Below are 25,114 nucleotides of genomic sequence, written 5' to 3' on the forward strand. Positions count from 1 at the left end.
CTCTGGCGGCCACTGCAACCATCTGAATCATCTTCGGGTGAATCCATGGATTTGCGGTCTTTAGCGTAGCGCGTGCATGAACGAAAAAGTTAGATGGAAAAATCATGAATCTGATCCAGACCCTCGAGCAGGAAGAAATTTCCCGCCTCAACAAGACCATCCCCGCATACGCCCCTGGCGACACCGTCATTGTCAGCGTGAACGTGGTTGAAGGCACCCGCAAGCGCGTGCAGGCTTTTGAAGGCGTGGTGATTGCCAAGCGCAATCGCGGCCTGAACTCCAGCTTCATCGTTCGCAAGATCTCCAATGGCGAAGGCGTCGAGCGCACCTTCCAGGTGTACAGCCCGCTGATCGCCAAGATTGAAGTCAAGCGCCGCGGTGATGTGCGTCGCGCCAAGCTGTACTACCTGCGCAGCCGCAGCGGCAAATCCGCACGTATCAAGGAAAAGCTGGGCGCCTGATCTGCCGCTCCGGTGTTACCGGAATGCAGGGCAGCCCGAACAGCCCCTTGGAAAAGCCGCTCACCGAGCGGCTTTTTTTGTGTCCGCAGCCTTTGCCACCACACAGCCCGCTCAAGCCCACGCGCCCATGAACTCCTTCAAGCCGCTGCCCAAGTTTGACCCGCGCAGCATTCCGGTGCTGGGCATTGACGACCACCTCGCGGGTGTGCCGCTGGATCGGTTGTCGCCGCAGGCCCTGCGTGAGCGCTTCCGGCATCCGCCGGTCTGGACCCCCGAGCACAGCGTCGAGAAAAAATTCACCGACCGCACGCCGGCGCTGGCGGCCGTGCTGGTGCCCCTGGTCATGCGCGATGAAGTGACTTTGCTGCTGACCGAGCGCACCACCAACCTCTCCACGCATTCCGGCCAGGTGGCCTTGCCGGGCGGCCGCACCGACGACACCGACCGCGATGCCGTCGACACCGCCCTGCGTGAAGCCCACGAAGAAATCGGCCTGCCGCGCGGCCACGTGGAGGTGCTGGGAACCCTGCCCACCTACGTCACGGGGACCGCCTTCATCATCACACCCGTGGTGGCTCTGGTGAAACCCGGCTTCGCGCTGCAACCCAATCCCGGCGAAGTCGCCGACGTGTTCGAAGTGCCTTTGGGCTACCTGATGAACCCCGCCCACCACCGCCGCCACGAAGTCGAATTCGACGGTGTCCTGCGGCAGTGGCTGTCCATGCCGTACTCCGACATCTCGGGCGAAGGCGACACCAGCGAAGCCAGGGAACGCTTCATCTGGGGCGCCACCGCCGGCATGCTGCGCAATCTCTATCGATTCCTAGCTGCGTAACACCCCCGTCCAGGCTCACTGCGTGTAGCCTGTTCCCCCCTCGAAGGGGGCGGCGCCTGGGGCCGGCAAAGCCGGACCCGCGGCCCCCGCTGGTGAAATACCCTCGCTGCATACGCCCTGAATCTTCAACCCGGCATGAGCCGTGGATCCGGCTTTGCCGGGCCACAGGCGGGCGGCCCCCTCGGGGGGCAGGGAGCGACACGCAGTGCGCGACCGTGGGGGCCAGTTATCATTCGAGAATGAGCTTTCTCGCCGTTTTGTTTGCCCTCATCATCGAACAGGCCCGACCACTGGCCCGCGGTAATTGGGTTCATGCAGGCTTTCGCGGATGGGCGCGCTGGACCAACCGAAGCCTGGACGCCGGCAGACCCCACCATGGCTGGATCGCCTGGACGGTTGCCGTCCTTGGGCCGGCGCTGGTCACCATGCTGATCCACTGGCTGCTCTGGAACATCAATATCGTATTGGCTTTCGCCTGGAACGTGGCCATCCTCTACGTCACCTTGGGCTTTCGCCAGTTCAGCCATTACTTCACCGACATACGCGATGCGCTGGATGACGGCGACGAAGCCACGGCGCGCGAGCTGCTTGCGCAATGGCGCCAGGTGGACGCCAGCGAACTGCCGCGCAGCGAAATCGTGCGCCACGTCATTGAGTATTCGGTGCTGGCGGCGCACCGCCATGTGTTCGGCGTGCTGGCCTGGTTTTCGGTGCTGGCCGCGCTGGGCCTGGGCCCCGCCGGGGCGGTGCTCTACCGCATGAGCGAATTCGTTTCTCGTTATTGGGCCTACAAGCGCAAAACGGCGGCGGCAGCGGGCGAGGGCGCCAGCATGGCGCTGCAGCTCGCGGCCAGCCGTGCCTGGGGCGTGATTGATTTTGTGCCTGCGCGCGTCACCTCGCTGGGCTTTGCGGTGGTCGGCAGCTTTGAGGATGCCATCGACGCCTGGCGCAATTACACGCAGCGCTTTGCGGCCAATGCGCCGGCCGCCGCCGAGAACCGCAACGACGGCATCATCCTGGCCGCCACCTCCGGCGCGGTGAATGTGCGCCTGGGCGGCGAGGCGCTCAAGGCCACGTTTTCGCCGAATACCTCCCAGGGTTTCCAGGCCGGCGGGCTGGACTCGGAAGACAGCATCGCCACCGAGGCCACACCGGGCCGCGAACCCGAAATCGCGCACCTGCGCAGCATCGTGGGGCTGGTGTGGCGCTCCGTGGTGCTCTGGATGGTGTTGCTGGCGCTGCTGACGCTGGCACGCCTGCTGGGCTGAACCGGTCAGTAGCGGCTCTGTGACAGCTCGGCGAACAGCTCGCCGTACAAGCGGTAGCGGCTGGCACTGATACTGCTCGGGTGGTCTGTCGCGTTGACTTCCGTGATCACGCCACAACCCGGCTCATGCAGGTGAGTGCAGTTGTAGAACTTGCAGTCCTGGGCATGGGCCTTGAGGTCGGGCATCAGCGTGGCCAGTTGCATGGGCTCGATATGGTTGAGGCCAAATTCCTGAAAGCCCGGAGAGTCGATCAGCGCGGAGGTTTTCGCCTCGTCGATCCAGTAAAGCGTGGTGCTGGTCGTCGTGTGCTTGCCCGAGTTGAGCGCCTGGGAGATCTCGGCGGTCAACACTTTGGCCTGCGGCACCAGCAGGTTGGTGAGGCTGCTTTTGCCGGCGCCGGAGGGGCCCAGCACCAGGGTCTTTTTTCCGCGCAGCAGTTCCAGCAATTCCGTGGTCTGTCCTTCGCTCGCGGGTCCTTCCAGTTTCGGCTTGATCGCCAGCGAGAGCATGCGGTAGCCCATGGTTCGGTAGGGCGCCAGCTTCGCCCAGGCGCGCGTGAAAGGCTCGCCCAGGTCGCTTTTGTTCAGCGCAATGACAGGCGCGATGCCTTCGGCTTCGGCGGCGATCAAGGCGCGTGTCAGCTGGCTTTCAGAGAATTCAGGCTCGGCGGCGATCAGGATCAGCACCAGGTCCAGGTTGGCCGCGAAGGACTTGGTGCGCATCTCGTCCTGCCGGTAAAACAGGTTGCGGCGCTCCTCGATTTTTTCGATGGTGCCCTCATCTTCAGAAGGCAGCCAGCGGATGCGGTCGCCGACCACAGCCTGGCTTTTTTTGCCGCGCGGGTGGCAGATCAGGCGCTCGCCGGTCTCGGTTTCCACCAGCACATGGCGGCCGAAGCCAGCCACCACAAGGCCTGGCTGCGTTCCCGCCACGGGGGCCGCGGCGGGGCGTTGCGGTTTGCTCAAACGAACAGGGCGTCTGCCTTGGACGCGCAGAAAAAATCGCTGATGGAGACGCCGTCGACATCGTGCGTGTTGAAGCGCACCGTGCATTTTCCGTAGCTCACCGCGAGGTCGGGATGGTGATCCTCGGCATTGGCGATGAAGGCGAGCGCGTTCACGAAGGCGATGGTTTCGTAGTAATTCTGGAAGGTGTAGGTCTTTTCCAGAGAACCGTCGATCAGGCGCCAGCCCAGGGCTTGTTCGCCATTGAGCTTGCTCAGTTGCGTGACGATTTCAGTCGCGCTCAGGGCACGGCGGTTCTGATGAATGGGGTTGCTCATGTCGCGGCGCTTTCAAGGGAAGGGGTCATGCGGCCCAGCCGCTCGGAGGCTGGGGGGTGCGAGTAATAGAACTTCACGAACACAGGATCGGGCGTCAGCGTACTGGCGTTGTCTTTGTAGAGCTTGAGCAGCGCGCTCTGCAAGTCCTTGCCGTCGGTCTGGGCCACTGCATAGGCATCTGCCTCGAACTCATGCTTGCGCGAGAACTGGGCGAACACCGGCGAGATGAAAAAGCTGAAAAGCGGCACCACCAGCAGGAACAGCAGCAGGGCCAGCGCATCGTTGGCGCCGTTGAGATTCGGGCGCACACCGAGGCCGGTATAGAACCAGACCTGCGACGACAGCCAGCCCAGCAGCGCGAAGCCGGCCAGGCTCATGGCGAACATCGAGACGATGCGCTTGATGATGTGTTTGTGCTTGAAATGGCCCAGCTCGTGCGCCAGCACGGCATCGACTTCGCCGGGGCTCAGTTGCTTGAGCAGGGTGTCGTAAAACACGACACGCTTGGCCGCGCCGAAGCCGGTGAAGTAGGCGTTGGCATGGGCTGAGCGCTTGCTGCCGTCCATGACGAACAGGCCTTTGGCCGCGAAGCCGCAACGTTGCATCAGGGCTGTCACGCGCGCCTTCAGCGCCTCATCTTCCAGCGGCTTGAACTTGTTGAACAGCGGCGCGATCACGGTGGGGTAGAGCACCAGCACCAGCAGGTTAAAACCCATCCAGGCGCCCCAGGCCCAGAGCCACCACAGGCGCCCCGCGCTGCCCATGAGCCACAGGATCAGCGCCACGATGGGCAGGCCTATGACCAGCCCCACCAGTGTGGATTTCAGGAGATCGGCCAGCCAGAGCTTGAAGGTCATTTTGTTGAAACCAAATTGCTCCTCGATGCGGAAGGTGCTGTACAGCGTGAAAGGCAAGTCCAGCACACCGCTGATGAGGCCGAAGGCGGCCAGCAAAGCCAGTTGCGGCGCCAGCGCACCCCAGGCGGAGAGGCTGGAGCCGGCCAGTGCCTGGTTCAGCGTGTCGATGCCGCCCAGCAGGGTCCAGCCCAGCAGCACGGCGGCGGCGAAGGCCATTTCCAGCATGCCGAAGCGCGCCTTGGCGATGGTGTAGTCGGCGGCTTTCTGGTGGGCTTCAAGCGAGATGGTGTCCGCAAAGGCCTCCGGCACGGCGTCGCGGTGGCGCGCTACATGGCGGATCTGCCGCGACGCCAGATAGAACCTGGTCAGCAAGCCCAGCACCAGCAAAGCCGAGAACACCCCGGTGAAAACAAGCGAATAGTCGGTCATAGCGGGCAGTTTAGGCGATCAGCGAGAATCGCGGCATGCCCGAAATTGAAACCACACTCAAAAAATCAGACCAGAACCTCGTCTGGCTGGACTGCGAAATGACCGGCTTGGACCCGGAAAAAGAACGCCTCATCGAAATCGCCGTGATCGTGACCGGCCCGCAGCTCACGCCCCGTATCGAGGGCCCGGTCCTGGCGATCCACCAGAGCGACGAATTGCTGGATCAGATGGACGCCTGGAACAAAGGCACCCACGGCCGCAGCGGCCTGATCGACAAGGTCAAGGCCAGCACTGTGACCGAGGCGGACGCCGAAACGCAGATACTGGCCTTCCTGGCCCAGTACGTACCCAAGGGCAGTTCGCCGCTCTGCGGCAACACCATCAGCCAGGACAGGCGTTTCCTGGTCAAGTACATGCCCAAGCTGGAAGCCTTTTTGCACTACCGCAACGTGGATGTCAGCACCTTCAAGGAGCTGGCCAAGCGCTGGCGGCCCGAGGTCTACAGTGCCTTCAAGAAGCGCCAAAGCCATACGGCGCTGGCCGATGTGCACGAATCCATCGACGAACTGGAACACTACCGGGAACACTTCCTGAAGTGATTCTTTGACTGGTTTCGTCAAGCTGGGTAAGCGCAAACCGCTCCTGAAATGAGAGCGCCTGCAGCCCGATAGCCTTTAATCAGGCAGGGGACTGGTAGAAACCCGTAAAGCACGCTATAATCGTGGGCTTGCAGTTGCACAGGGTGCGCTGCATTTGTACATCTACCTCACACTTTTGGACTCCAACAACGGAGTCACCGCTTCGGGCACAGCGTCAAGTTTGCCGCCCGGGCTGCATATTCGTTTGATGGTTGATGTTTTATTAACCATGAACGAATCCTTCCGCATCGCGGAAGGTGAAGTTTCCTGTTCCCTCGCCAAAAGCGCTGCGAACAGGTGATTAGTGAGAAAACACATGACTGACTCTTTTGAGGCTCGTGGCGACTTTTTGCCTGAAGCCATTGCCAACGACAACAACGACACCGCTTTCAACGCTGTTCCGGATTTTTCCGATGCGCCTGAGGCCTCCACTTCGCTCGACGCCGTCGTGGCCGAACCCAATGGCTTTGTAGCGCTTGGCCTGGCCAAGGAACTGCTGCAGGCCGTCGCCGACATGGGCTTTACCAAGCCCACCGCTGTGCAGATGGCGACCATCCCCAAGGCCATGCAGGCCCTGGATGCCGATCCCAAGGCCGCCAAGTTCACCGACCTGCTGGTTTCCAGCCAGACCGGCAGCGGCAAGACCGCCGCTTTCCTGCTGCCCGTGCTGCACACCCTGCTCAAGCAGCAGGAAGAAGCCGAGCGCTTTGAGCGCGCCGAGTTCGAACGCCTGAGCGCTGAAGCTGTCGCCCGCGGCGAAGCGCCCCTGAAAAAGCCCAAGCGCAAGGACCCGACCAGCCCCCGCAACTTCAAGGCCGCCACGCCCGGCGCGCTGATCCTGTGCCCCACGCGCGAGCTGGCCCAGCAGGTCTGCGCCGACGCGATCGACCTGGTGCGCCATTGCCGCGGCCTGCGTATCGCCAACGTCGTTGGCGGCATCCCTTACCAGTTGCAAATCGCCAAGCTGCAGAACGCCAACCTCGTGGTCGCCACGCCCGGCCGCCTGCTCGACCTGCAGCGCAGCATGCAGATCAAGCTGGACCAGGTGCAGTTCCTCGTCGTCGACGAAGCCGACCGCATGCTGGACCTCGGCTTTGCCGACGACTTGACGGAAGTCAACCAGCTCACGATAGAACGCAAGCAGACCATGATGTTCAGCGCCACATTTGCGCCGCGCATCATGCAGCTGGCCACGCGCGTCATGCGCACGCCGCAGCGCGTCGAGATCGATTCGCCGCACGAAAAGCACACCTCCATCACGCAATCGCTATTGTGGGCCGACAACATGACCCACAAGCGCAAGCTGCTGGACCACCTGCTGCGCGACACCACCATCAACCAGGCCATCGTGTTTGCGAGCACCCAGGTTGAATGCGACGGCCTGGCCAACGACCTGGTCCAGGAAGGCTTCAGCGCCGTGGCGCTGCACGGCGCGCTGAGCCAGGGCCTGCGCAACCGCCGCCTGATGGCTTTCCGCGACGGCCGCGTGCAGGTGCTGGTGGCGACCGACGTGGCCGCCCGCGGCCTGGACGTGCCCACCATCACCCACGTGATCAACTACGGCCTGCCCATGAAGGCTGAAGACTATGTGCACCGCATCGGCCGCACCGGCCGTGCTGGCCGCGAAGGTAAGGCCGTCACCATCGCCGAGTTCCGTGATCGCCGCAAGATCCAGGACATCGAGCACTACATGCAGCAGAACCTCAAGCCCAGCGTGATCGCCGGCCTGGAGCCGCAGCAGCGTTTCGCTCCCACCTCCGAGCGCCCGCGTGGCAACTTCGGCGGTGACCGCGGCGGCCGCGGCTTCGGCGGTGGCGGTGATCGCGGCGGCTATGCCGGCCGTAAACCGGCGGGTGGCTTTAGCAATGGCGGCTTTGCCGGCTTTGGCAACAATCGCCCAGAGCGCGACGACCGCGGCTCCTTCCAGGGTCGTCCTCCGGCGCCGCAAGGCAACTACGCAGACCGTTCCGGCTTCAACGACCGTGGCCCGCGCCGCCAGGACGACCGCGGCTTCGGCGGCGGCCACAACGCCGGCTTCGCCCAGCGCGATGACCGCAATTTCGGTGCGCGCAACGAAGGTTTCGCACCGCGCCCCGACTTTGCCAACCGCAAGCCTGGTTTTGCCAAGCCGGCCGGCAAGGTCTTTGTGCCCCGCGATGCCGCCAAGAAGGCCGGCAAGTTCTCCAAGCCTGCGCGCGACTAAATCTCGGCCATCGCCGATACGGCATACAGCAAAAGCCGCTGCAGACAACCAGTCCGCAGCGGCTTTTTCTTGGCTGCGTTGCCTATCGACCGGCAGCGCATCGCAGCCCGGACGCTATGATGCGTCGGTGGTACCGGCAGTCCGGCACCACTCCAAAAAAACATCGACATGTACGCAGCCGCCTGGCCCCCTCTTTCAAAGAACTGAAAGCTTGCTTGCGCCGCGCGTCAAGGCTTTCGCCCTGACGCATGGCAGAAGCACTGCCCGCGACCGCCGGATAGCTCCCGGCGGACGCGCCTGATCACGACCGCCCTTTGACTCACGACGATGCACGTCGTGCCTGCGGTTGTTCACTTCATTTCTTTTTCTTTGGAGACTGTCATGTCCCTGTTCAATACCTTGATGACCTGGTCCATCTCGCTGGCGCCGCGCGCGCTGGTCCGCAAGGTCTCGCGCCGTTATATCGCCGGCGACACTGTGGCCGATGCAAGCCGGCGTGTCGCCGCGCTCAACGCTGCCGGCTTTTCTGCAACGGTCGATGTCCTTGGCGAAACCACCGAATCGCTGTCTCAAGCTGACCACACGACCCGCGAATACCTCAAAGTGCTGGAAGCGATCGCGCGCGACGGATTGCGCGCAAATATCTCGGTCAAACCGACCGCACTCGGCCTGCTGCTCGATGAAGCGCACTGCGAGCGCAATCTGGAGTGCTTGCTCGATGCCGCCAAGGCTCACTCAAGCTTTGTGCGCATGGATATGGAGGATGCGAGTTGCACCCAGCGTGAGATCGACCTGCTGCTGCGACTGAAAGCTCGCGGATACGGCAATCTTGGCCTCGTGCTGCAGGCCTATCTCAAGCGCACCGGCGAGGACATCGCTTCGCTGCTCGGCGCTGGTGAAAACCTGCGCATCTGCAAAGGAATTTATGCCGAGGATCGCGAGCATCTCGTTGAAGGAGCCTGGCAGGACCGGCGCGCGATCAATCCGCACTTCCTGCGGCATGTCGCGTCTTGTTTCGACAGCGGCACTTTTGTCGGTGTCGCGACCCACGACGAGGAGCTCGTCGACCAGGTGATCGCATTGGCGCAGCACCGGCAGATGGCCCGCACGGCGTTTGAATTCCAGATGCTGCTCGGCGTGCAGGAAGGCCTGCGCGACCACCTGCTCGCCGAAGGCTACGCCGTCCGCATTTACGTGCCTTACGGCAGGGACTGGTACGCCTACAGCATGCGAAGGATCAAGGAAAATCCCCGCATCGCCGGCTACCTGCTGCGCGCGCTGTTGTCCCGCTGACGGGGTCAGCTCATGCCGTTGCGGCTGGCCAGCTCGACAAACAGTGCCGACTGGTCCAGCTCGGTCAGGCCGTTTTCCACGCCATCGGCATACAGCCGCTCAAACAGTGCGGTGATCGGCGCCTCAAAGCCGATCTCCTGCGCGGTCGCCAGCGCGTTGCGCATGTCCTTGAGCTGGATGTCCATGCGCGCGCGCGGCGCGAAGTCACGCTCCAGCATGCGCTGGCCGTGCAGCTGCAGCACGCGGCTGTCGGCAAAACCGCCGGTGATGGCCTCCTTGACTTTCGCCATGTCGGCCCCGCCGCGCGAGGTGAAAAGCAGCGCTTCGGCTACCGCGCCTATGGAGATGCCCACAATCATCTGGTTGGCCAGTTTGGTGAGTTGGCCGCTGCCGTGCGGGCCTACGTGTGTCGCACGGCCGAAGTGATTGAGCACCGGCAGGGCTTTTGCGAAATCTTCCGCCTTGCCGCCGGCCATGATGGCCAGCGTACCGGTTTCCGCGCCGCCGGGGCCGCCCGATACGGGAGCGTCGAGATGTGAAATTCCCAGGGCGCCGAGGCGCGCCGCGTGGTCGCGGGCCTCGCGCGGCTGGATGGAGGCCATGTCCAGAAAGAGCGCGCCCGGCTTCATCGCGGCGGCCACGCCCTGCGCGAACAGCACCTCTTCAACCACCGGGCCGCTTTCCAGCATGCTGATCACGATGTCGGCCTCCGCCACGGCGGCTGCTGCGCGCGCATGCACCACCGCACCCGTCGCAGCCAGCGGGCCCGCCTTGGCCGGCGTGCGGTTCCACACCTGCGGCGCATGGCCGGCTTCGCAAAGCCGAACAGCCATGCGTAGCCCCATGGTGCCCATCCCCAGAAAGGCAATGCGGGGAGGGGGCGTGTCGCTGGCGGTGGTCATTCGTGTCCTCAAAATGGCTTTCAGCCATCATGAGGCCGCGCCGCGCGAGAAGGCTGTCAGCGAGCTTTCTAGGCAGCGTTTCCGAATGTATTTTTACGCGGCTTTTTTCAGGGCCGGCGCGAACATGGCTTCCATTTCGCGGCGCACGGCGTAGGCCGGGGTGGAGGTATCCATGGCCACGTCGCTCCAGCTCAGGCTCTGGCCCYTTTTGACCGCGCGCACCACCTTGACCTGGTGCGCCAGGCCCAGGGGCAGGCCGCCCATTTTCAGGGAGGTATCGGCCGGTAGCAGCTTGCCCCAGACGGTGTAGCCGCCTTCGCCATCCAGCATGTCGCCGGGTTGCAGGTCTCGCTTGGCCGTGGCTACCACGTCGGCGTTCCAGCAGGTCGCCACGCCGGTCGGTTCGCCGCGCAACGCGACGCTGGCGACCGAGACACCGACCTCCAGGCCTATCAGGTGCCAGCGCTTGTACAGCGTGAAGTAGCGCCCGCTCGGGTCAGTGTGCGCGTTGTATTCCTCAAAGCAGTTCTTGATGTAGTCGGTCTCGGCCTCGACGGTGACCCAGACGCCCATGCGGATGTCGTAGGGAATCTTGCGGCCGTTGGCCTCCAGCGAAGAGATCACCTCCACCATGCCCTTGCGCTCCAGTACACCGCCCTCTTGAACAGGTCGTGTCACGTAGGGAATGTCTTCCACGCTGGCCGGCGGGTAGAGCAGGCCGTTGCTGGGCACGGTGAGGCCCGTGGCATTGGCCACGGCGGTGGATTCTATGGAAGGCTTGGAGCCGTCCAGAAAACTGTTGAACATCTTGGGGTTCAGCCCGCCGCGCGCGGCCTGCTCGGGCGTGAGGCCGTAGTTGCCCCACACCGTTTCGGGCGTGGATTCGCAAAAATGCGGCAGCCATTTGTGGCCGCGGCCCGCCGCCACCACCGGGAAGCCGCAGGTGCGCGCCCAGTCCACCAGGTCGCAGATCAGTGCCGGCTGGTCGCCGAAGGCCAGCGAATACACCACGCCGGCATCAAGCGCCTTGCGCGCCAGTAGCGGGCCGCAAAAGGCGTCAGCCTCCACCGTGACGTTGACCACATGCTTGCCATGCGCAAAAGCCTGCAGGCAATGCTCCACCGCCGCGATCGGGTTGCCCGTGCATTCCACAATGATGTCGATCTGCGGGTGCGTGACCACCGCCTGCCAGTCGTCGGTGACCCAGGTCGTGCCGGCCTGGATTGCCGCCTGCGCCGAGGCGGCCTGGGCCATCTCGGGTTTCCAGCCCACGCGGGCGAGGTTGGTACGCGCAGCGTTGGGTGACAGGTCGGCAATCGCCACCAGGTGCACGCCCGGCGTGCGCGGGATCTGCGCGAGGTACATGGAGCCGAACTTGCCCGCGCCTATCAGGCCTATGCGCACCGGCTTGTTGTCGGCGGCGCGCTGCTGGAGTTTGGTAAACAGGTTCATTGCAATATCCGTTCGGGCTGAGCTTGTCGAAGCCTGCCCGCGTGTTGAGAAAGCCCTTCGACAGCGTCAGGGCAAACGGGGAGAGCCTTAAGCTGCCTTGCGCTCGGGCGCGATTTCTTCCATCGAGGTTTGCAGCGCCGAGGCCGGCACGCCGTCCTTCCAGGGCAGGTCCACCGGGTAGTCCTTGAGCAGGCAGTCGTCGGGCAGGCAACTGATGGGCGTGAAGTCGCGGTGTGCGATGTATTCGGGGCGCTTGTGGCGGCGGATATGGTTGCTCACCGCGCACAGGCTCAGGTAGACGCTGACCCGGTTGAAGGGCGAGAGGTTGCTGCCTGACGCATGCACCAGGCAGGAGTGGAACAAAATCATGGAGCCGGCCGGGCCCTTGGGGCTGACGATGCCGCCTTGCTTGCCGCCGGCGCGCTGCACCAGCTGGCGTATCAGCTCGTTGTCCACCGTCCACAGTGGGTAGCTGGTGGTGGTCAGGTCGTGCTTCGCATCGACCACGCCCTTCTTGTGGCTGCCAGGGATGAACATCAGCGGGCCGTTGTGCTCGGTCACCTCGTCCAGGAAGATGGCCACGTTCATCGCGCGCTCGGTCGGCATCATGTCGTCGTTAAGCCAGGTGCCGTAGTCCTGGTGCCACTGCCAGACGTCGCCTTCAAAGGCCATCTTGCCGTTGATCTTGAACTGGTGCATGTAGAGCTGCTCGCCCAGCAGGTCTTCCACCGGCCCCACCATGCGAGGGTGCCGCGCCAGGCGAGCAAAGGGCTCGCTGTACATATGAGCCGCGAAGTTGGTGCGCACCGCGTCCTTGCCTTTTTCGCGGACGTTGTAGCCTTCGCGCCGCTCGTAAAGCTCGGGTACCGCGTCGTTGAGCACGCGGGTTTCTTCCGGCGTGAACAGGCCGGGGAAAAACAGGTAGCCCTCGCGGTCGAATTGGGCGAGTTGTTCAGGGCTCAGTCTCATCGCGTGTCTCCTTCAGTAGTTGTTCGGGTGCTTCAGGGGGCGGTGGACGCGGCGGGCTGGGCCAAGGCGCTGGACAGCAGCCTTGCCAGGTTGTGGCCGGCTTCCTCGCCGTGCTCGCGTATCAGCGCCTCGGCCTTGTCGGCGTTGCCGGCGGCAATGGCTTGGGCGATGGCCTCGTGCTCGTCCCAGATCGATTCGCGCATGGTCGACACCTGCAGCACGGCGCCCATGGCGCGGCGTATGTGGTGCCAGTGCAGTTGCGCGCTCTGGGCGATCAGCGGGTTGCCCGAGGCTTCATAAATTGCCGCATGAAAGCGCGCATCGGCCGCCATCATGGCCTTGACGTCGCTGCCGCGTGCGGCTTGCCGGCCCTGGCTGACCAGCTGCGGGTCCAGCCGGGCATGTGCCTGCGCGGCCAGGCGGGCGGCCAGCGCATCGAGTGCGCTGCGCACCTGGTAAATCTGCACCAGCCAGGCCACGTCCAGCGGCGCGACCAGCACGCCGCGGCCGGGCGCGTCCAGCACAAAGCCGCCTTTTTTCAGCAGGCGCAAGGCCTGCAGCACCGGCTGGCGTGAAACCGCGAGCTGCGCGGCGATCTCTTCCTGCGTGATGCGCGCGCCCGGCGCCAGCGAGCCTTCGCTGATGGCGTCCAGCAGGTTGCGGTAGACCTGGTCGACCAGGTCGGGGGTGGATTCGATTTTGATCAGTTGAGAAGTCATATTTGTACTCTGTATACAGAATACATTGACATGGAGGCTGATGTAGCAGGGTTTACCCAGGTGTGGCGATAGGCTGGCCGGGCTGTGCCAAGATGGCGGCCACTGACTGCTTTGCCATTTTTCAGGAGAACAACAATGAACCCCTTCGATCCCGCCTGGCTGGACCGCATGTACAACAACCGCGCGCTGGTGCCCGAGCACCCGGCCTACTTCGCGCGCTGGGCCGCCGATTCGCAAGCCGTGCGCAAACGCCTGCCCTGCCAGGTCGACGTGCCCTACGGCAACCATGCGGGCGAAATGCTGGATGTGTTTCCGGCCGCCGGCTTCGGCACGCAAGGCGTCAAGGCGGGTAAGGGCGCGCCGGTGCTGGTGTTCATCCACGGCGGCTACTGGCGGGCCCTGGACAAGTCCGACCACTCCTTCATCGTGCCGCCCTTCACCGAGGCCGGCGCCTGTGTCGTGGTGCCCAACTACGCCCTGTGCCCCGCGGTGACGATTCCCGAGATCACCATGCAGATGGTCAAGGCCCTGGCCTGGACCTGGCGCCACATCGCCCGCTACGGCGGCGACCCCAACCGCATCACGGTGGCCGGGCACTCCGCCGGCGGCCACCTGGCGGCCATGCTGCTGCTGTGCGACTGGAAGGCTTATGCCGATGATCTGCCGGCGGACCTGGTGAAAAATGCGCTGTCGATTTCAGGCCTGTACGACCTGGAGCCCATGCGCCACGCGCCCTTCGTGAAAGACTCGCTCAAGCTCACGCCCGAGCAGGTCGCCAAGGCCAGCCCGGCGCTGCTGCCGGCGCCGCGCCGCGGCACGCTCTACAGCGTGGCGGGGGCTGACGAAAGCGCCGAGTTCCTGCGCCAGAACCTGCTGATCCAGCAGGCCTGGGGCGAGCGCATCGTGCCGGTGTGCGAATCGCATTTGCGCCGCAACCACTTCAGCGCGCTGGATGCATTGGCTGAGACGGATCACCGGCTGCACGGCCTCGCGCTGGATTTGTTGGGACTTTCTTCGACTCGAAAATAGACCGATTGGGGCGCTTATTCCATTTCTAATTCAATGCGAGAGTAGGCGCGCCGCCGCAGACAGTGCTACAGCACGGCAAGGCGGCGCAACGACCTATCGCTTTGAAGTAGAAATGGAATTACATCAGTAGGTGCTCGCCTGCGTTATCGCCGCCCAGCGTGACGTAGTTGACCTTGCGGATGTCCAGCAGCCTGGTGCCGCCGGCATAGCTGATGGAGCTCTGGATGTCTTCTTCCATTTCGCGCAGCGTGTCGGCCAGCGTGCCCTTGACCGGCTCCAGTATGCGTTTGCCCTCGACGTGCTTGTACTCGCCCTTGTTGAAGTCCGAGGCGCTGCCGTAGTACTCCTTGAACAGCTTGCCGTCGACCTCGACGGTCTTGCCCGGGCTTTCTTCCAGGCCCGCGAGCATGGAGCCGATCATCACCATGGTCGCACCAAAGCGGATCGACTTCGCAATGTCGCCGTGCTCGCGTATGCCGCCGTCGGCAATGATGGGCTTGGTGGCCACGCGCGCGCACCACTTGAGCGCCGAGAGCTGCCAGCCGCCGGTGCCGAAGCCGGTTTTCATCTTGGTGATGCAGACCTTGCCCGGGCCTATGCCGACCTTGGTCGCGTCGGCGCCCCAGTTTTCGAGGTCAATGACGGCTTCGGGCGTACCGACGTTGCCGGCGATCACAAAGGAGGCCGGCAGCTGCTGCTTGAGGTAGGCGATCATCTTCTGCACCGTGTCGGCATGGCCGTGCGCGATGTCTATGGTGATGTACTCGGGCACCAGGCCCTCGGCCGCCAGGCGGTCCACCGTGTCATAGTCGGGTTTCTTCACACCCAGCGAGATGGACGCATAGGCGCCGCGGGCTTGCATGTCCTTGACGAACTGGACGTTATCCAGGTCAAAGCGGTGCATGACGTAGAAGTAGCCGTTCTTCGCCATCCAGGCGCAGATGTCTTCATTGACCACCGTCTTCATGTTCGCCGGCACCACCGGGATGCGGAAGCTGCGCCCGCCCAGCGTCGCGCTGGCGTCGCATTCGGAGCGGCTTTCCACGCGGCATTTGCGCGGCAGCAGCAGGATGTTGTCGTAGTCGAAGATTTCCATGATTCCCAAGCTCCTTAGAAAACTGTTGAAGAACAGAAGGCGCTTGGACTGGACCGGCTTATGCTGCCGGGACGGCAACAAAAAACTCTCGCAAGAGAGTTTCAGCGGAAGCTGACAATTGCCCGCAGGGCTTGTCATGCTGAAGCTAAAACCGGGCGCAATTGCTTGGGCCCGGTGATTGATTCTATGCGCCTCTCATGCAGGAAGCACTCCGCATAGCGTTATAGCCTTTATATGCACAGTGGCATCTTGATAATCCGGTATCAAGAGGGGGAGACCCTTCAGCGCAGCTCAACCTCGGCGACGCGAACCGTCTCCTGGCCGCGCGTGAGCCGCAAGGTGGTCCATTCGTCGCGCGCCTGCGGCGTGCCGAAGCCGGTGGTCACGCGCACCATCACCGTGGTGCCTGCAGACAGCACCTGCTGGCGATGGCCGAAAAACTGGGCTTCCACGCCGTACTTGCCGGGCTTGGCCGTCTTGAGCGAGAACTCCTCGGGGCCATAGCCGCCCGTGGCGTCGGGGCTCATGGCGCCGCCCTGGTAAGTGAGGCGGTTGGCATAGCTGGCCCGCTCGCCGTTGGGGTCGCTCACCCACATGTCGATGTCGGTGTCGTCGGTATCCCAGGCCATCACCACACGCAAGGCCAGTGGCAGGTTGCGGCGCAGGCGAGTGTCCACACGGCTGAGGTCCAGCGCGGGCTGGCCGCTGGCGCTGGCCTGGGCGGCAATGGCGTTGAGTTCAGCCAGCGCGATCATGTTGATGCCGGCGAAGCGGCCGTTCCAGGGCTGCGACACCACTTCCCACAAGGCGTTGACGGCGCGCTGCGGCTGGCCGCTCTCGGCCAGCGCAAGGCCCAGGTCGCGCCACGATTGCGGCTCGTTGGGCGCCAGTTCGCTGATGCGTTCGAACACGGGCACGGCCAGGTCATTGCGGCGCGCCTGCACCAGGCGGTAGGCGTAAAGGCGCAGCAGCTGGCGGTTTTCCAGGTTCATCTCGGCCAGATTGGAGAGCACGCGCAGCCCCAGCTCCGGCAGGCCGCGGTCGAAGAACACGCCGGCCGCATCCATGTAGAAGGAACTGCTGCTGAGGTAGGCGGCGCGCTCGTCCAGGTAGACGCGGTACAGCTCGTCCTTGCCGGCATTTTGCAGGCGCTTCATATAGGGCGCGTCGGGTGCCCAGGCCTGCAGCGCGATGGTGGCGGCAGGCGCGGTGGCGGCCTGTTTGGCGCTGCGCTTGTCGGCGGTGTCGGCACGAGCCTCGGCGGCCATGGCGGGCGCGGCTGAGGGAGCCGCAGCAGCAGGCGCAGCGGGCGCGACAGAGAGGGCCGGTGCAGGCGCAGGCCGGGCCTGCTCGCGTGAGCGCGCCGCACCGGCCAGGCTGCCGAGGCCGCCCTGGCTGATCAGCATCTCGGCCTTGGGCTCGGCCCGCTTGGGGGTGTTTTTTGGAAAGTCTCTGCCCCACCAGCTTTGCCTTTCGTCAAACTGCCGCACCATGGTTTCGATGTAGGCCTGTCGTGTCTGCGCCGCCTGCGCGAGTTGCTGCTGGCCCAGCCGCGCCACCTCATCGGCGAGCTCTGGCGGGGCGGGCAGGCTGTAGCGCGCATAGTCGGAGGCCAGCTCCAGCACGATCAGCGAGCTGTTGGGTCCCACGATGCCGTGTGTGGCTGCGATGCGTTGCAGTTCAGCGCTGTGCAGTCCGGCGTTTTCTGCCAGCTCGGCGCTGCGCCACTGGGCCCATTGCTGGCCGGGCCAGTGGCCGCTGACCGGCTTGGCGTTCACCTGCAGCGCAAGCGTGCGTCTGCGGCCGTCCGGGTGCGCGAGCGTGATGTCGATGCGCGCCTGGCTGTCCAGCAGCTCGCCGGCCACCGAGATGCGGCCCTGGCTCACGCGTGCCGTCGGCGTGACGAGCTGCCGCGCCGACAGGCTGGACAGCTTCTCGATGCGCCAGCCCTGCATCAGCATGGCCTGCGCGCCGTCTTCGGGGGACAGCAGCGCGGCATCCACCAGCGCGCCGCCGGTGCGGTCGGCCAGCCGGGCGAGCCGTGCCATGTCGGCGGAGGCCGCGCCGTTGATCACCATCACAGGCGCCGTATGGGTGTAGCGGATGAGTTTTTTGCCGTCTGTCATCAGGCCGTCGGTCACCATCAGGGTGGTGTCCGCGTCGGCGGGAATCGGCAGATCGTCGAAATTGCTGGAGCCGTCGAAAGGCTCCGCGCGCAGCACCTCGGCCAGTTCCTCAAAGCGGCCCGGCGCCACGGTGAAGCTGCGCATGGCCTCCGCCTTGTTGCGCACCACCAGCAGGCTGAGCTTCACGGGTTTGCCGAGCTTGCGGAAGTAGGCCTCCAGCACCGGCAACACGCGGGCTTGCGTCGCGGCCGAGGCCGAGGCGTCCCACACTAGCGCGATGTGCGACGGGGCGGGCCGCCTCACGGGTTCATCACGCAGGTCGAGTTGCCCGGCAAAAAAAGTCTTGCCGCCGGTCTCGCCCACCATGATCTGGGGCTTGCCCGTGCGGCGCAGCGCGAGCTGCAGCCAGCCGGCCGGGCCCTGGGGTGCTTGCCACTGGCTCTTTTGCAGGGACACTTCCGTGCCGGTGGTGCTCATATCCAGTTCCGTGCCGGCGGGCGCCTGCAGCACTTGCACGTCCTCGCGAGCGGCGCCGTGGGCGCGCACCCTGAGCTGCAACTGCCCCACGGTCGATGCGAACATCAGCGGCACCCTGAGCACGCCGGCATCGCGTTGGCGCGGCAGGGTTTCGTTGAAAGTAATGACAACGCGCCTTTCCCCCATGGCCGGGATCGGGTAGACGCGCAGCTTGTACTGGTTGCCGGCCGCGGCTTCCAGCAGCCCTGGGTCCACGCGCCGGCGGCGTATGTCTTCAAAGATTTCCTGGCCCTTGGCCTTGGGTACGGGCACCGCATCGCGCAGCCGGCCGTTGACGTCCAGCGCGAAGCCGGTGACCACCTGGCCTTCCTGCAGCGGGAACTGCAGCTCACCCTCGAGGATGCGTGGGTTGGGGTTGAAGAGGCGCAGCTCGACGCTGGTGCGGGCCTGGTCGCCGAACAGGTCGACTTCCACGGTGGCTGCCCGCAGTCGTATGGGCTGGCCGATGTTCTGGTTGACGGCAATGGCCGGCGGCCGCCAGTCGGGCGGCGGCATGAATTTGACGCTGGGAGGAGGCGGCGGTGGYGGGCTTGTGGCCAGCGCCTGGAGGCTGAGGCAGGCCGCAACCAAAGCCTGAAGGAAACGGATGGCGCTGCGCGCGGTGTAGCCGAGTGGCATTGAAATCCCCTTGTTGTTGGCGATGCACCCTGAAACGGGGCTCGCAGCAGAAAGGGGTTAAGCGTCGAGAATTTTTTTAAGAGGCGCAACGGGACTGGGCCGCAGCCAGCACCCGGCCCTTGTCGTCCTCCACCCAGCCCAGCACCCGCATGCGTTCGGGATTGGCACCTTGCGCGATGCTCATGGAGCGCGCGTCGAAGAAACGGTTCGGTGCGCCCTTGGCCGGCAGCTTGCGGCCGTCCCAGGGGACCTGGATCACATTCCTGACCAGGTTGCGCTCCACCGTCGAGCCTTCTGTGCCCGCCGGCAGGGTTTCGACCAGGGCCAGCCAGGCCGTCCACTGCCGGCCTTTGGCGGCGGCCGGGATGGGTTTGAGTTCAATCGAGGTGCCCAGGTAGCCGCTGAGCGGCAGGCCGTGGGCCACGCGCAGGGTGGCGCCCTGCAGCCCGCGCACCGGCAGGGTGCTGGCCAGGGTTTGCGCAGGCGGGCTTTGGCGCAGTGCAGCCAGCCGGTCCAGTGTCTCGCGGGCGGCCACGGCCGACAACGGTGCGTCGTCGCCCTTGTCGCCGGGCAGCACCCAGTCCAGCGCGAGCTGGCCGGCGCCGGCCTTGGGCGCGGCCGGGTCGGCCCAGCAGCTGTCGCAATTGGCGTTGATAAAGCGCTCCAGGAGTTGCGTGGGCTTGGACTGCCCGTCGCTGGCGCAGAAAGACTGGGCCCGCGCCTGCCCGGCCGCCAGCGCCGCCAGGAGGGTGATTAACGCTGTGAAGGGCAGGGCCGAAGGGCGGGGAGCAAATGGTTTCATCGGGGCTTTCTACAATGAGGGATGTTCTCAGAAGTCGCGCCAACCTCCCCACTCTTACAAAATCTTAACCCGGAGCAACTGGCCGCGGTCACCTTGCCTCCCACGCATGCCCTGATTCTCGCGGGGGCGGGCTCCGGCAAGACCCGGGTTTTGACGACGCGCATCGCCTGGTTGTTGCAGACCGGGCAGGTCTCTCCCGGTGGCATCCTGGCCGTCACCTTCACCAACAAGGCCGCCAAGGAGATGCTGGCGCGCCTGTCGGCCATGCTGCCGGTCAATGTGCGCGGCATGTGGATAGGCACCTTCCACGGGCTGTGCAACCGCTTTTTGCGCGCCCACTACAAGCTGGCCAACCTGCCGCAGAGCTTCCAGATCCTGGACACGCAGGACCAGCTCTCGGCCATCAAGCGCCTGTGCAAGCAGTTCAACGTCGACGACGAGCGCTTTCCGCCCAAGGAACTGATGTGGTTCATCGCCGGCAACAAGGAAGACGGCCTGCGCGCCAAGGACGTGCAGGTGCGCGACGAAGAAGGCCGCAAAAAGGTCGAGATCTATGCGCTGTATGAAGAGCAGTGCCAGCGCGAAGGCGTGGTCGATTTCGGCGAGCTGATGCTGCGTAGCTACGAGCTGCTGCGCGACAACGCGCCCGTGCGCGAGCATTACCAGCGGCGTTTTCGCCACATCCTGATCGACGAGTTTCAGGATACCAACAAGCTGCAGTACGCCTGGATCAAGATGCTGGCGGGGCAGGGGCCGGATGCGAGCCAGGGCGGCGAGGCCATGCCCGGCGGCTCGGTGATCGCGGTGGGCGACGACGACCAGAGCATTTACGCCTTTCGCGGCGCGCGCGTCGGCAACATGGCCGACTTTGTGCGCGAGTTCGAGGTCCGGCACCAGATCAAGCTGGAGCGCAACTACCGCAGCTTCGGCAACATCCTCGACTCGGCCAACGAGCTGATCAGCCACAACAGCAAGCGCCTGGGCAAAAACCTGCGCACCGAGGCCGGCCCCGGCGAGCCAGTGCGCGTTTACGAGTCGGCCACCGATTTCGCAGAGGCGCAGTGGTTTGTCGACGAGGTCAAGCAATTGGTGCGCGACGGCGTGGAGCGCAAGGAGATCGCGCTGCTCTACCGCAGCAATGCGCAAAGCCGGGTGATGGAAACCGCGCTTTTTAATGCCGGCGTGCCCTACCGCGTTTACGGCGGCCTGCGCTTTTTCGAGCGCGCCGAAATCAAGCATGCGCTCGCTTACCTGCGCCTGCTGGAGAACCCGCGCGACGACACCAGCTTTATGCGCGTCGTCAATTTCCCGCCGCGCGGCATAGGCGCGCGCAGCATAGAGCAACTGCAGGACACCGCGCGCGCCGCGGGCTGCTCACTCTACGACGGCGTGAGCGCTGTGCCGGGCAAGGCCGGCGCCAACCTGGGTGCTTTCGCGGCCAAGATCGACGTGCTGCGCGAGCAGACCACCGGCCTGAGCCTGCGCGAGATCATCGAGCTGGTGCTGCAGCACAGCGGCCTCGAGGAACACTACAAAACCGAAAAAGAAGGCCAGGACCGGCTGGAAAATCTGGCCGAACTGGTCAATGCCGCCGAGTCCTTCGTGAGCCAGGAAGGCTTCGGCCGGGATGCGGTGGCGCTGCCGGTCGACGAACTGGGCGGGCGCCTCACGCAATCGCCGGCCAGCCAGGGGCTGGATGCGTCCGCGCCGCAACTCGACGAGCCTCTGCCCGAGGCCCTGGCGCCCGACACTGAAACCGGCGAAACGCTGTCGCCGCTGGCGGCCTTCCTCACGCATGCAGCGCTTGAATCCGGCGACAACCAGGCGCAGGCCGGCCAGGACGCGGTGCAGCTCATGACGGTGCATTCCTCCAAAGGGCTGGAATTCGATTGCGTCTTTATCACCGGCCTGGAAGACGGCATCTTCCCGCATGAAAACTCCATGAGCGACCGCGACGGGCTGGAGGAGGAACGCCGCCTGATGTACGTCGCGATCACGCGCGCGCGCAAGCGGCTCTACCTCAGCCATTCGCAGACCCGCATGCTGCACGGCCAGACGCGCTACAACCTCAAGAGCCGCTTTTTTGACGAGCTGCCCGAAGCCGCTCTCAAATGGATCACGCCCAAAAACCAGGGTTTTGCCTCGGGCATGGGCGGCTCAGGCGCCTGGGGCGGCAGCGGCCAGGCGGGCGGTGGGCGCAAGGACTGGGCCAGCAGCGTGTTTTCGTCAAAAACCGGCGCGTCCGAGCGCTTTGCCAACCCGCCTGTACCGCCGCAAAAGAGCGCGCCCTCGCACGGGCTCAAGGCCGGCATGGAAGTGTTTCACGCCAAGTTCGGCGAGGGCAAGGTGATGATGCTCGAAGGCAGCGGTGACGATGCGCGCGCGCAGATCAACTTCACGCGGCATGGCGTGAAGTGGCTGGCGCTGAGCGTGGCGAAACTGACCGTGGTTTAGCGCATGACCGGCATCTGCGCCGGGTGCATCTGGCCCGGCTGCGGGTCCATATAACCACGGCCGTCTTTCACGCCTTTGCGGCCGGCCGCCTGCCAGGCGGTTTGCTGGTTGACCAGCCCGGCCAGAAACTCCAGTTCCTCGTCGCTGTGGTTGATCGCGTTTGCCGGCGTCAGCTGGCGGCCGTCGCGGGGTGTCACTTCACCCCAGAAGGCCTGGTGGTAGTTGGATTGCGAGAGGACTCTCTGGCCGTTCGACTCCATGTCGACCGTGCCGTAGCAGTTGCAGAAATAGCTGCGGTTGTCCTGGGCGGCGAACACCTCGGCATACACGCCGGTGCCGCGTATGCCGGCTGTCAGGGTGGGCATGACGATGGAGCGGCTGCTGCCCTTGCCCCAGACGCTGACCACGGCGCCCGTGATCATGCGCAGCAGGCTCACGCTGTTGAGTGAGCTGCCGCGCTCCACCGTGATCATCGAGTTCTCGCGCACCTGGAAGGCCGAGTTGCCGATGACGAACATCAGGTTGGAGCCCGGGCCGGTCTGTATCTGGTCGCCGGTCAGGATGGTCTGGCCGTTTTGCAGCCGGTTGCCGTTGAGCAGGGCGTCGCCCCGGAGTTCGACGATATTGCTGCGCTGCTGCGCCATGGCGGCGGGCAGCCCGCCCATGGCGACCCAGGCCGCGGCGGCCTTGAGCGTGTCACGCCTTTGAAACCACAAAATCTCTTTTTCGCTACGGCCTTGCAACTGGTGCTGGGTCATGGAGCATCTCCGGGGTTGTCGTTGATGTTTTGGGCGTCCTCAGCGCTCCCCGTCGAATCGTCGGGTGGCGTGGCCACGAAGCTATCACGAAATGTGAAGTAAATCGAGGTAAAAACCATGGCCGGCAGGATCAATACGATGGGTAGCATGGCTTTGGCGGCCCATTCAACGTTGCCGGCCAGGCCTCCCACCAATCCGAGAACCGTGATCAGTCCCATGAGCAGCGCGGCCCAGCCCAGGCCGTACATCAAAAAGGCGCCGGCGTTGCGGATGCATGCAACGATGCTGAAAAACAGGCTTTTGACTGGCGAAACGCCGTGCCAGTGGACCAATGCGGGCGCGTGCCAGAAAAGCACCATTACCGGAAAGTACAACAGCAGCATCACGGCCGTGTTCTTCATCATGGCCAGCTGGTACTGCGGCGTCATCATGGCTTCCCGTCCCGCATCGGCAGGCAGGGCGGGCGGGGCATCCACCAGCAAAGGGACCAGCATGATGACCAGCATGCAGGCCGCCGCGTACAGGGCCCCAAGGATCAGCATGGCGCGCATTCTCTGGCGGCCTGCGCGGAAAGCGCTGATCAGCACCGTCGGCATGGGGAATTTCCCCTTGATCGCTTCCTGCGTGGCGGCCATCAGGCCCAGCGTGGCGGCCGGCACGATCATGAGCCCGAGGATGGGACCGAGCACAGGCAAAAGCGACAGCAGCGCGGCTGCCGCCATATAGAGGAAGAACAGGCCGGACAGGGCCAGGGGCTGCTGAAAAAAGGTTTTGACGCCCAGCTTGACCCAGGTGATGCCTGTGCTTGCGGGAACGATGTTGAGTTTCATGGTCTGGGGTTGCGACTTGGCGGGAAAGTAGCCTGTGGCGGAAACGGCGGGGATGCAGGGGGCAGTGTGCCTTAAACCGGCGCGGGTTGCGGCGGGGCCGGGAATCCGGCCGCACTGCAATGCCTACAGAACGTAAGGCCGCGCAAGCCGCTCGCGCAGCACACGCTCGAAGTGGCTGGGATCATGCGCCTTGAGCACGGCGGCCTCGCGCGGCAAATGCAAATCCCACAGCCGGGACAGCCAGAAGCGCAGGGCGCCGGCGCGCTGCATGGCCGGCAGCAGCTGGCGCTCCTGCGCGGTCAGCGGGCGCACCGCCTGGTAGGCCGCCAGAAAGGCAGCGGAGCGTTCGTCATCTTTGGCGCCCGTGGCCAGGTCTATGCACCAGTCGTTGAGACAGACCGCGATGTCGAACAAAAAGGTGTCGCAGCCGGCGAAGTAAAAATCAAAAAAACCGGTGAGCTTGCCGTCCTCAAACATCACGTTGTCGCGAAACAGGTCGGCGTGCACGACGCCGCTGGGCAGGCTTCGGCAGGCCGAGGAGGCCGCCACATGGTTCTGGTAGGCCAGTTCGCCCAGGATCAGGCTGCTTTGTTCGGGCGTGAGGTGGGGCAGCACCACGGGCACCGTTTCGTTCCACCACTCAAGGCCGCGCAGGTTGGGCTGGCGGCGCGGGTAGTCCAGGCCCGCCAGGTGCATGCGCGCCAGCGCCTCGCCCACGCCCGCGCAGTGCGCTGCTGTGGGCGCGAGTTCACTGTGGCCGCGCAGCTTGCTGACCACCGAGGCCGGCTTGCCTTTGAGCTCATGGAGGATGTTGCCCTTGGTATCGCCGGCCGGATCAGGCACCGGGATGCCGTGCGCCGCCAGGTGCTGCATCAGGTGCAGGTAAAAGGGCAACTGATCGAAGCTCAGGCGCTCGAACAGGGTCAGCACATACTGGCCCTGGTCGGTGTCCACAAAGTAGTTGGTGTTTTCGATGCCGCCCGCGGCACCCTTGATGTTTTGCAGCTGCCCCAGATTCAGGGCGTTCAAGAACGCTGCAGCCTCGTCAAACGAGACTTCGGTGTATACGGCCATGCCTGAAACTGAGCCCTGGAATTCTTGAAGTTGTGTATGGAAATTGGGCGGTCAGAACTTCAGCACATTCCAGACGCGCGAACCGTTGGTGTCGTTGCTGGTGGAGCCGGGTGCGGAGCCCCTGGCGCCTTCGGCCGGTTTGACTTCGTAAGCCGCGCCGCCGGTCTTGGGTTGCACCGTGATCTGCTGGGTTTCGCCGCCTACGCGCAGTTCGTCGATGCGGGTGCCGGCATCTTCCGTGCGTATGCGCTTGATGGTCTGGTCGGGCCGACCCGAGGGGGCCGGCGGCGCCTCTGCCTTGGCGGGCGCAGCCGCGTCTTGCGCGGGTGCCTGTGCCATGGCCGCGGCCAGCGGCAGCGCTGCGGCTGCAGCGATAAGGAGGCGAAGAGCGTGGTTCATGCCTGCATTGTAGGCCTGCGAACGGCGGGCGACAAAGCCTCGCCCTGTCGTAATTAAGAGGCTGCCCCTGTAGGCGAAAACCG

23 protein-coding genes are annotated in these 25,114 nt (G+C 64.5%); 9 read left to right on the forward strand and 14 right to left on the reverse strand.

The window, feature by feature from the left end; translation table 11 throughout:
* Positions 1-104: 104 nt before the first annotated feature.
* The 3 genes from rplS to AC1DXS_RS03765 all read left to right on the forward strand — a co-directional run bounded on the left by rplS (position 105) and on the right by AC1DXS_RS03765 (position 2,564).
* Positions 105-461: a 50S ribosomal protein L19 gene (gene rplS / locus AC1DXS_RS03755; protein ID WP_007865865.1), complete on the forward strand. Its 357-nt coding sequence runs from the start codon at positions 105-107 to the stop codon at positions 459-461.
* A 127-nt stretch (positions 462-588) separates the two neighbouring features.
* Positions 589-1,296 carry a CoA pyrophosphatase gene (locus tag AC1DXS_RS03760; protein ID WP_477736237.1) on the forward strand — a complete coding sequence of 236 codons (708 nt, stop codon included), beginning with the start codon at positions 589-591 and terminating at the stop codon, positions 1,294-1,296.
* 239 nt (positions 1,297-1,535) lie between these two features.
* Complete coding sequence (locus AC1DXS_RS03765; protein WP_477736238.1) at positions 1,536-2,564, forward strand: CobD/CbiB family protein; 1,029 nt, start codon at positions 1,536-1,538, stop codon at positions 2,562-2,564.
* A gap of 5 nt (positions 2,565-2,569) precedes the next feature.
* Here the strand turns inward: AC1DXS_RS03765 and rsgA are convergent, their stop codons facing one another.
* Genes rsgA through AC1DXS_RS03780 form a run of 3 tightly spaced genes read right to left on the reverse strand, consistent with a single transcriptional unit; the run spans position 2,570 to position 5,132 of the window.
* A complete protein-coding gene (rsgA, locus tag AC1DXS_RS03770) occupies positions 2,570-3,529 on the reverse strand; it encodes a ribosome small subunit-dependent GTPase A (RefSeq protein ID WP_477736239.1) in 960 nt (319 codons plus the stop codon).
* The gene (locus AC1DXS_RS03775; protein WP_477736240.1) at positions 3,526-3,846 is read right to left on the reverse strand and encodes a 4a-hydroxytetrahydrobiopterin dehydratase; all 321 of its coding nucleotides are present in this window, start codon (positions 3,844-3,846) and stop codon (positions 3,526-3,528) included. Before AC1DXS_RS03775 ends, rsgA begins: the two co-directional genes overlap by 4 nt.
* Positions 3,843-5,132: a M48 family metallopeptidase gene (locus tag AC1DXS_RS03780; protein WP_477736241.1), complete on the reverse strand. Its 1,290-nt coding sequence runs from the start codon at positions 5,130-5,132 to the stop codon at positions 3,843-3,845. The genes AC1DXS_RS03775 and AC1DXS_RS03780 overlap by 4 nt, the downstream gene beginning before the upstream one ends.
* A gap of 35 nt (positions 5,133-5,167) precedes the next feature.
* Here AC1DXS_RS03780 and orn point away from each other — a divergent pair, with 35 nt between their 5' ends.
* The 4 genes from orn (at position 5,168) to AC1DXS_RS03800 (ending at position 9,266) form a co-directional block, all read left to right on the forward strand.
* The gene (gene orn, locus AC1DXS_RS03785) at positions 5,168-5,731 is read left to right on the forward strand and encodes an oligoribonuclease (RefSeq protein WP_477736242.1); all 564 of its coding nucleotides are present in this window, start codon (positions 5,168-5,170) and stop codon (positions 5,729-5,731) included.
* Positions 5,732-5,906: 175 nt separating this feature from the next.
* Positions 5,907-6,071: a hypothetical protein gene (locus AC1DXS_RS03790; RefSeq protein ID WP_477736243.1), complete on the forward strand. Its 165-nt coding sequence runs from the start codon at positions 5,907-5,909 to the stop codon at positions 6,069-6,071.
* 15 nt (positions 6,072-6,086) lie between these two features.
* Positions 6,087-7,973: a DEAD/DEAH box helicase gene (locus AC1DXS_RS03795; RefSeq protein ID WP_477736244.1), complete on the forward strand. Its 1,887-nt coding sequence runs from the start codon at positions 6,087-6,089 to the stop codon at positions 7,971-7,973.
* Between the two features lie 381 nt (positions 7,974-8,354).
* Positions 8,355-9,266: a proline dehydrogenase family protein gene (locus AC1DXS_RS03800; RefSeq protein ID WP_477736245.1), complete on the forward strand. Its 912-nt coding sequence runs from the start codon at positions 8,355-8,357 to the stop codon at positions 9,264-9,266.
* A gap of 5 nt (positions 9,267-9,271) precedes the next feature.
* Here the strand turns inward: AC1DXS_RS03800 and AC1DXS_RS03805 are convergent, their stop codons facing one another.
* The 4 genes from AC1DXS_RS03805 to AC1DXS_RS03820 form a co-directional block, all read right to left on the reverse strand.
* Positions 9,272-10,168, reverse strand: a complete 897-nt coding sequence (locus AC1DXS_RS03805; RefSeq protein ID WP_477736246.1) for an NAD(P)-dependent oxidoreductase — start codon at positions 10,166-10,168, stop codon at positions 9,272-9,274.
* A 93-nt stretch (positions 10,169-10,261) separates the two neighbouring features.
* Positions 10,262-11,620, reverse strand: coding sequence for an NAD(P)H-dependent oxidoreductase (locus AC1DXS_RS03810; RefSeq protein ID WP_477736247.1), 1,359 nt, complete (start codon positions 11,618-11,620; stop codon positions 10,262-10,264).
* Positions 11,621-11,707: 87 nt separating this feature from the next.
* Positions 11,708-12,589 (reverse strand): phytanoyl-CoA dioxygenase family protein, encoded by an 882-nt coding sequence (locus tag AC1DXS_RS03815; protein ID WP_477736248.1) that lies wholly within the window; start codon positions 12,587-12,589, stop codon positions 11,708-11,710.
* 32 nt (positions 12,590-12,621) lie between these two features.
* Complete coding sequence (locus AC1DXS_RS03820; protein ID WP_477736249.1) at positions 12,622-13,308, reverse strand: GntR family transcriptional regulator; 687 nt, start codon at positions 13,306-13,308, stop codon at positions 12,622-12,624.
* A 135-nt stretch (positions 13,309-13,443) separates the two neighbouring features.
* On the opposite strand from AC1DXS_RS03820, the gene AC1DXS_RS03825 reads away from it, so the two are divergent.
* A complete protein-coding gene (locus AC1DXS_RS03825) occupies positions 13,444-14,337 on the forward strand; it encodes an alpha/beta hydrolase (RefSeq protein WP_477736250.1) in 894 nt (297 codons plus the stop codon).
* A gap of 118 nt (positions 14,338-14,455) precedes the next feature.
* On the opposite strand, the gene AC1DXS_RS03830 is transcribed toward AC1DXS_RS03825, so the two are convergent.
* The 3 genes from AC1DXS_RS03830 to AC1DXS_RS03840 form a co-directional block, all read right to left on the reverse strand.
* Entirely contained in the window at positions 14,456-15,433 is a 978-nt protein-coding gene (locus AC1DXS_RS03830) for a GMP reductase (protein WP_477736251.1), read from the reverse strand.
* Between the two features lie 281 nt (positions 15,434-15,714).
* Positions 15,715-18,714: a VIT domain-containing protein gene (locus tag AC1DXS_RS03835; RefSeq protein ID WP_477736252.1), complete on the reverse strand. Its 3,000-nt coding sequence runs from the start codon at positions 18,712-18,714 to the stop codon at positions 15,715-15,717.
* A 76-nt stretch (positions 18,715-18,790) separates the two neighbouring features.
* Positions 18,791-19,516 carry a hypothetical protein gene (locus AC1DXS_RS03840; protein ID WP_477736253.1) on the reverse strand — a complete coding sequence of 242 codons (726 nt, stop codon included), beginning with the start codon at positions 19,514-19,516 and terminating at the stop codon, positions 18,791-18,793.
* 21 nt (positions 19,517-19,537) lie between these two features.
* On the opposite strand from AC1DXS_RS03840, the gene AC1DXS_RS03845 reads away from it, so the two are divergent.
* On the forward strand, positions 19,538-21,970 hold the full coding sequence (locus tag AC1DXS_RS03845; RefSeq protein WP_477736254.1) for a UvrD-helicase domain-containing protein: 2,433 nt from the start codon (positions 19,538-19,540) through the stop codon (positions 21,968-21,970).
* On the opposite strand, the gene AC1DXS_RS03850 is transcribed toward AC1DXS_RS03845, so the two are convergent.
* The 4 genes from AC1DXS_RS03850 to AC1DXS_RS03865 form a co-directional block, all read right to left on the reverse strand.
* Positions 21,967-22,728, reverse strand: a complete 762-nt coding sequence (locus AC1DXS_RS03850) for a FecR family protein (RefSeq protein WP_477736255.1) — start codon at positions 22,726-22,728, stop codon at positions 21,967-21,969. The two genes, AC1DXS_RS03845 and AC1DXS_RS03850, sit on opposite strands and share 4 nt — an antisense overlap.
* Positions 22,725-23,558, reverse strand: coding sequence for a BPSS1780 family membrane protein (locus AC1DXS_RS03855; protein ID WP_477736256.1), 834 nt, complete (start codon positions 23,556-23,558; stop codon positions 22,725-22,727). Before AC1DXS_RS03855 ends, AC1DXS_RS03850 begins: the two co-directional genes overlap by 4 nt.
* 123 nt (positions 23,559-23,681) lie before the next feature.
* Positions 23,682-24,632, reverse strand: coding sequence for a homoserine kinase (locus tag AC1DXS_RS03860; RefSeq protein WP_477736257.1), 951 nt, complete (start codon positions 24,630-24,632; stop codon positions 23,682-23,684).
* Between the two features lie 51 nt (positions 24,633-24,683).
* Entirely contained in the window at positions 24,684-25,031 is a 348-nt protein-coding gene (locus AC1DXS_RS03865; protein WP_477736258.1) for a hypothetical protein, read from the reverse strand.
* Between the last annotated feature and the right edge of the window lie 83 nt (positions 25,032-25,114).

It is taken from the genome of Polaromonas sp. P3_B1 (genome assembly GCF_056402935.1).

Bases quoted from the DNA above. Each gene is read 5' to 3' on its own strand.
- AC1DXS_RS03865 (WP_477736258.1), bottom strand. From the start codon at position 25,031: ATGAACCACGCTCTTCGCCTCCTTATCGCTGCAGCCGCAGCGCTGCCG.
- AC1DXS_RS03820 (WP_477736249.1), bottom strand. From the start codon at position 13,308: ATGACTTCTCAACTGATCAAAATCGAATCCACCCCCGACCTGGTCGAC.
- AC1DXS_RS03825 (WP_477736250.1), top strand. From the start codon at position 13,444: ATGAACCCCTTCGATCCCGCCTGGCTGGACCGCATGTACAACAACCGC.
- AC1DXS_RS03805 (WP_477736246.1), bottom strand. From the start codon at position 10,168: ATGACCACCGCCAGCGACACGCCCCCTCCCCGCATTGCCTTTCTGGGG.
- AC1DXS_RS03855 (WP_477736256.1), bottom strand. From the start codon at position 23,558: ATGAAACTCAACATCGTTCCCGCAAGCACAGGCATCACCTGGGTCAAG.
- AC1DXS_RS03775 (WP_477736240.1), bottom strand. From the start codon at position 3,846: ATGAGCAACCCCATTCATCAGAACCGCCGTGCCCTGAGCGCGACTGAA.
- AC1DXS_RS03795 (WP_477736244.1), top strand. From the start codon at position 6,087: ATGACTGACTCTTTTGAGGCTCGTGGCGACTTTTTGCCTGAAGCCATT.
- AC1DXS_RS03845 (WP_477736254.1), top strand. From the start codon at position 19,538: ATGTTCTCAGAAGTCGCGCCAACCTCCCCACTCTTACAAAATCTTAAC.
- AC1DXS_RS03765 (WP_477736238.1), top strand. From the start codon at position 1,536: ATGAGCTTTCTCGCCGTTTTGTTTGCCCTCATCATCGAACAGGCCCGA.
- AC1DXS_RS03760 (WP_477736237.1), top strand. From the start codon at position 589: ATGAACTCCTTCAAGCCGCTGCCCAAGTTTGACCCGCGCAGCATTCCG.
- AC1DXS_RS03860 (WP_477736257.1), bottom strand. From the start codon at position 24,632: ATGGCCGTATACACCGAAGTCTCGTTTGACGAGGCTGCAGCGTTCTTG.
- AC1DXS_RS03800 (WP_477736245.1), top strand. From the start codon at position 8,355: ATGTCCCTGTTCAATACCTTGATGACCTGGTCCATCTCGCTGGCGCCG.
- AC1DXS_RS03815 (WP_477736248.1), bottom strand. From the start codon at position 12,589: ATGAGACTGAGCCCTGAACAACTCGCCCAATTCGACCGCGAGGGCTAC.
- AC1DXS_RS03850 (WP_477736255.1), bottom strand. From the start codon at position 22,728: ATGACCCAGCACCAGTTGCAAGGCCGTAGCGAAAAAGAGATTTTGTGG.
- AC1DXS_RS03830 (WP_477736251.1), bottom strand. From the start codon at position 15,433: ATGGAAATCTTCGACTACGACAACATCCTGCTGCTGCCGCGCAAATGC.
- rplS (WP_007865865.1), top strand. From the start codon at position 105: ATGAATCTGATCCAGACCCTCGAGCAGGAAGAAATTTCCCGCCTCAAC.
- AC1DXS_RS03780 (WP_477736241.1), bottom strand. From the start codon at position 5,132: ATGACCGACTATTCGCTTGTTTTCACCGGGGTGTTCTCGGCTTTGCTG.
- orn (WP_477736242.1), top strand. From the start codon at position 5,168: ATGCCCGAAATTGAAACCACACTCAAAAAATCAGACCAGAACCTCGTC.
- AC1DXS_RS03840 (WP_477736253.1), bottom strand. From the start codon at position 19,516: ATGAAACCATTTGCTCCCCGCCCTTCGGCCCTGCCCTTCACAGCGTTA.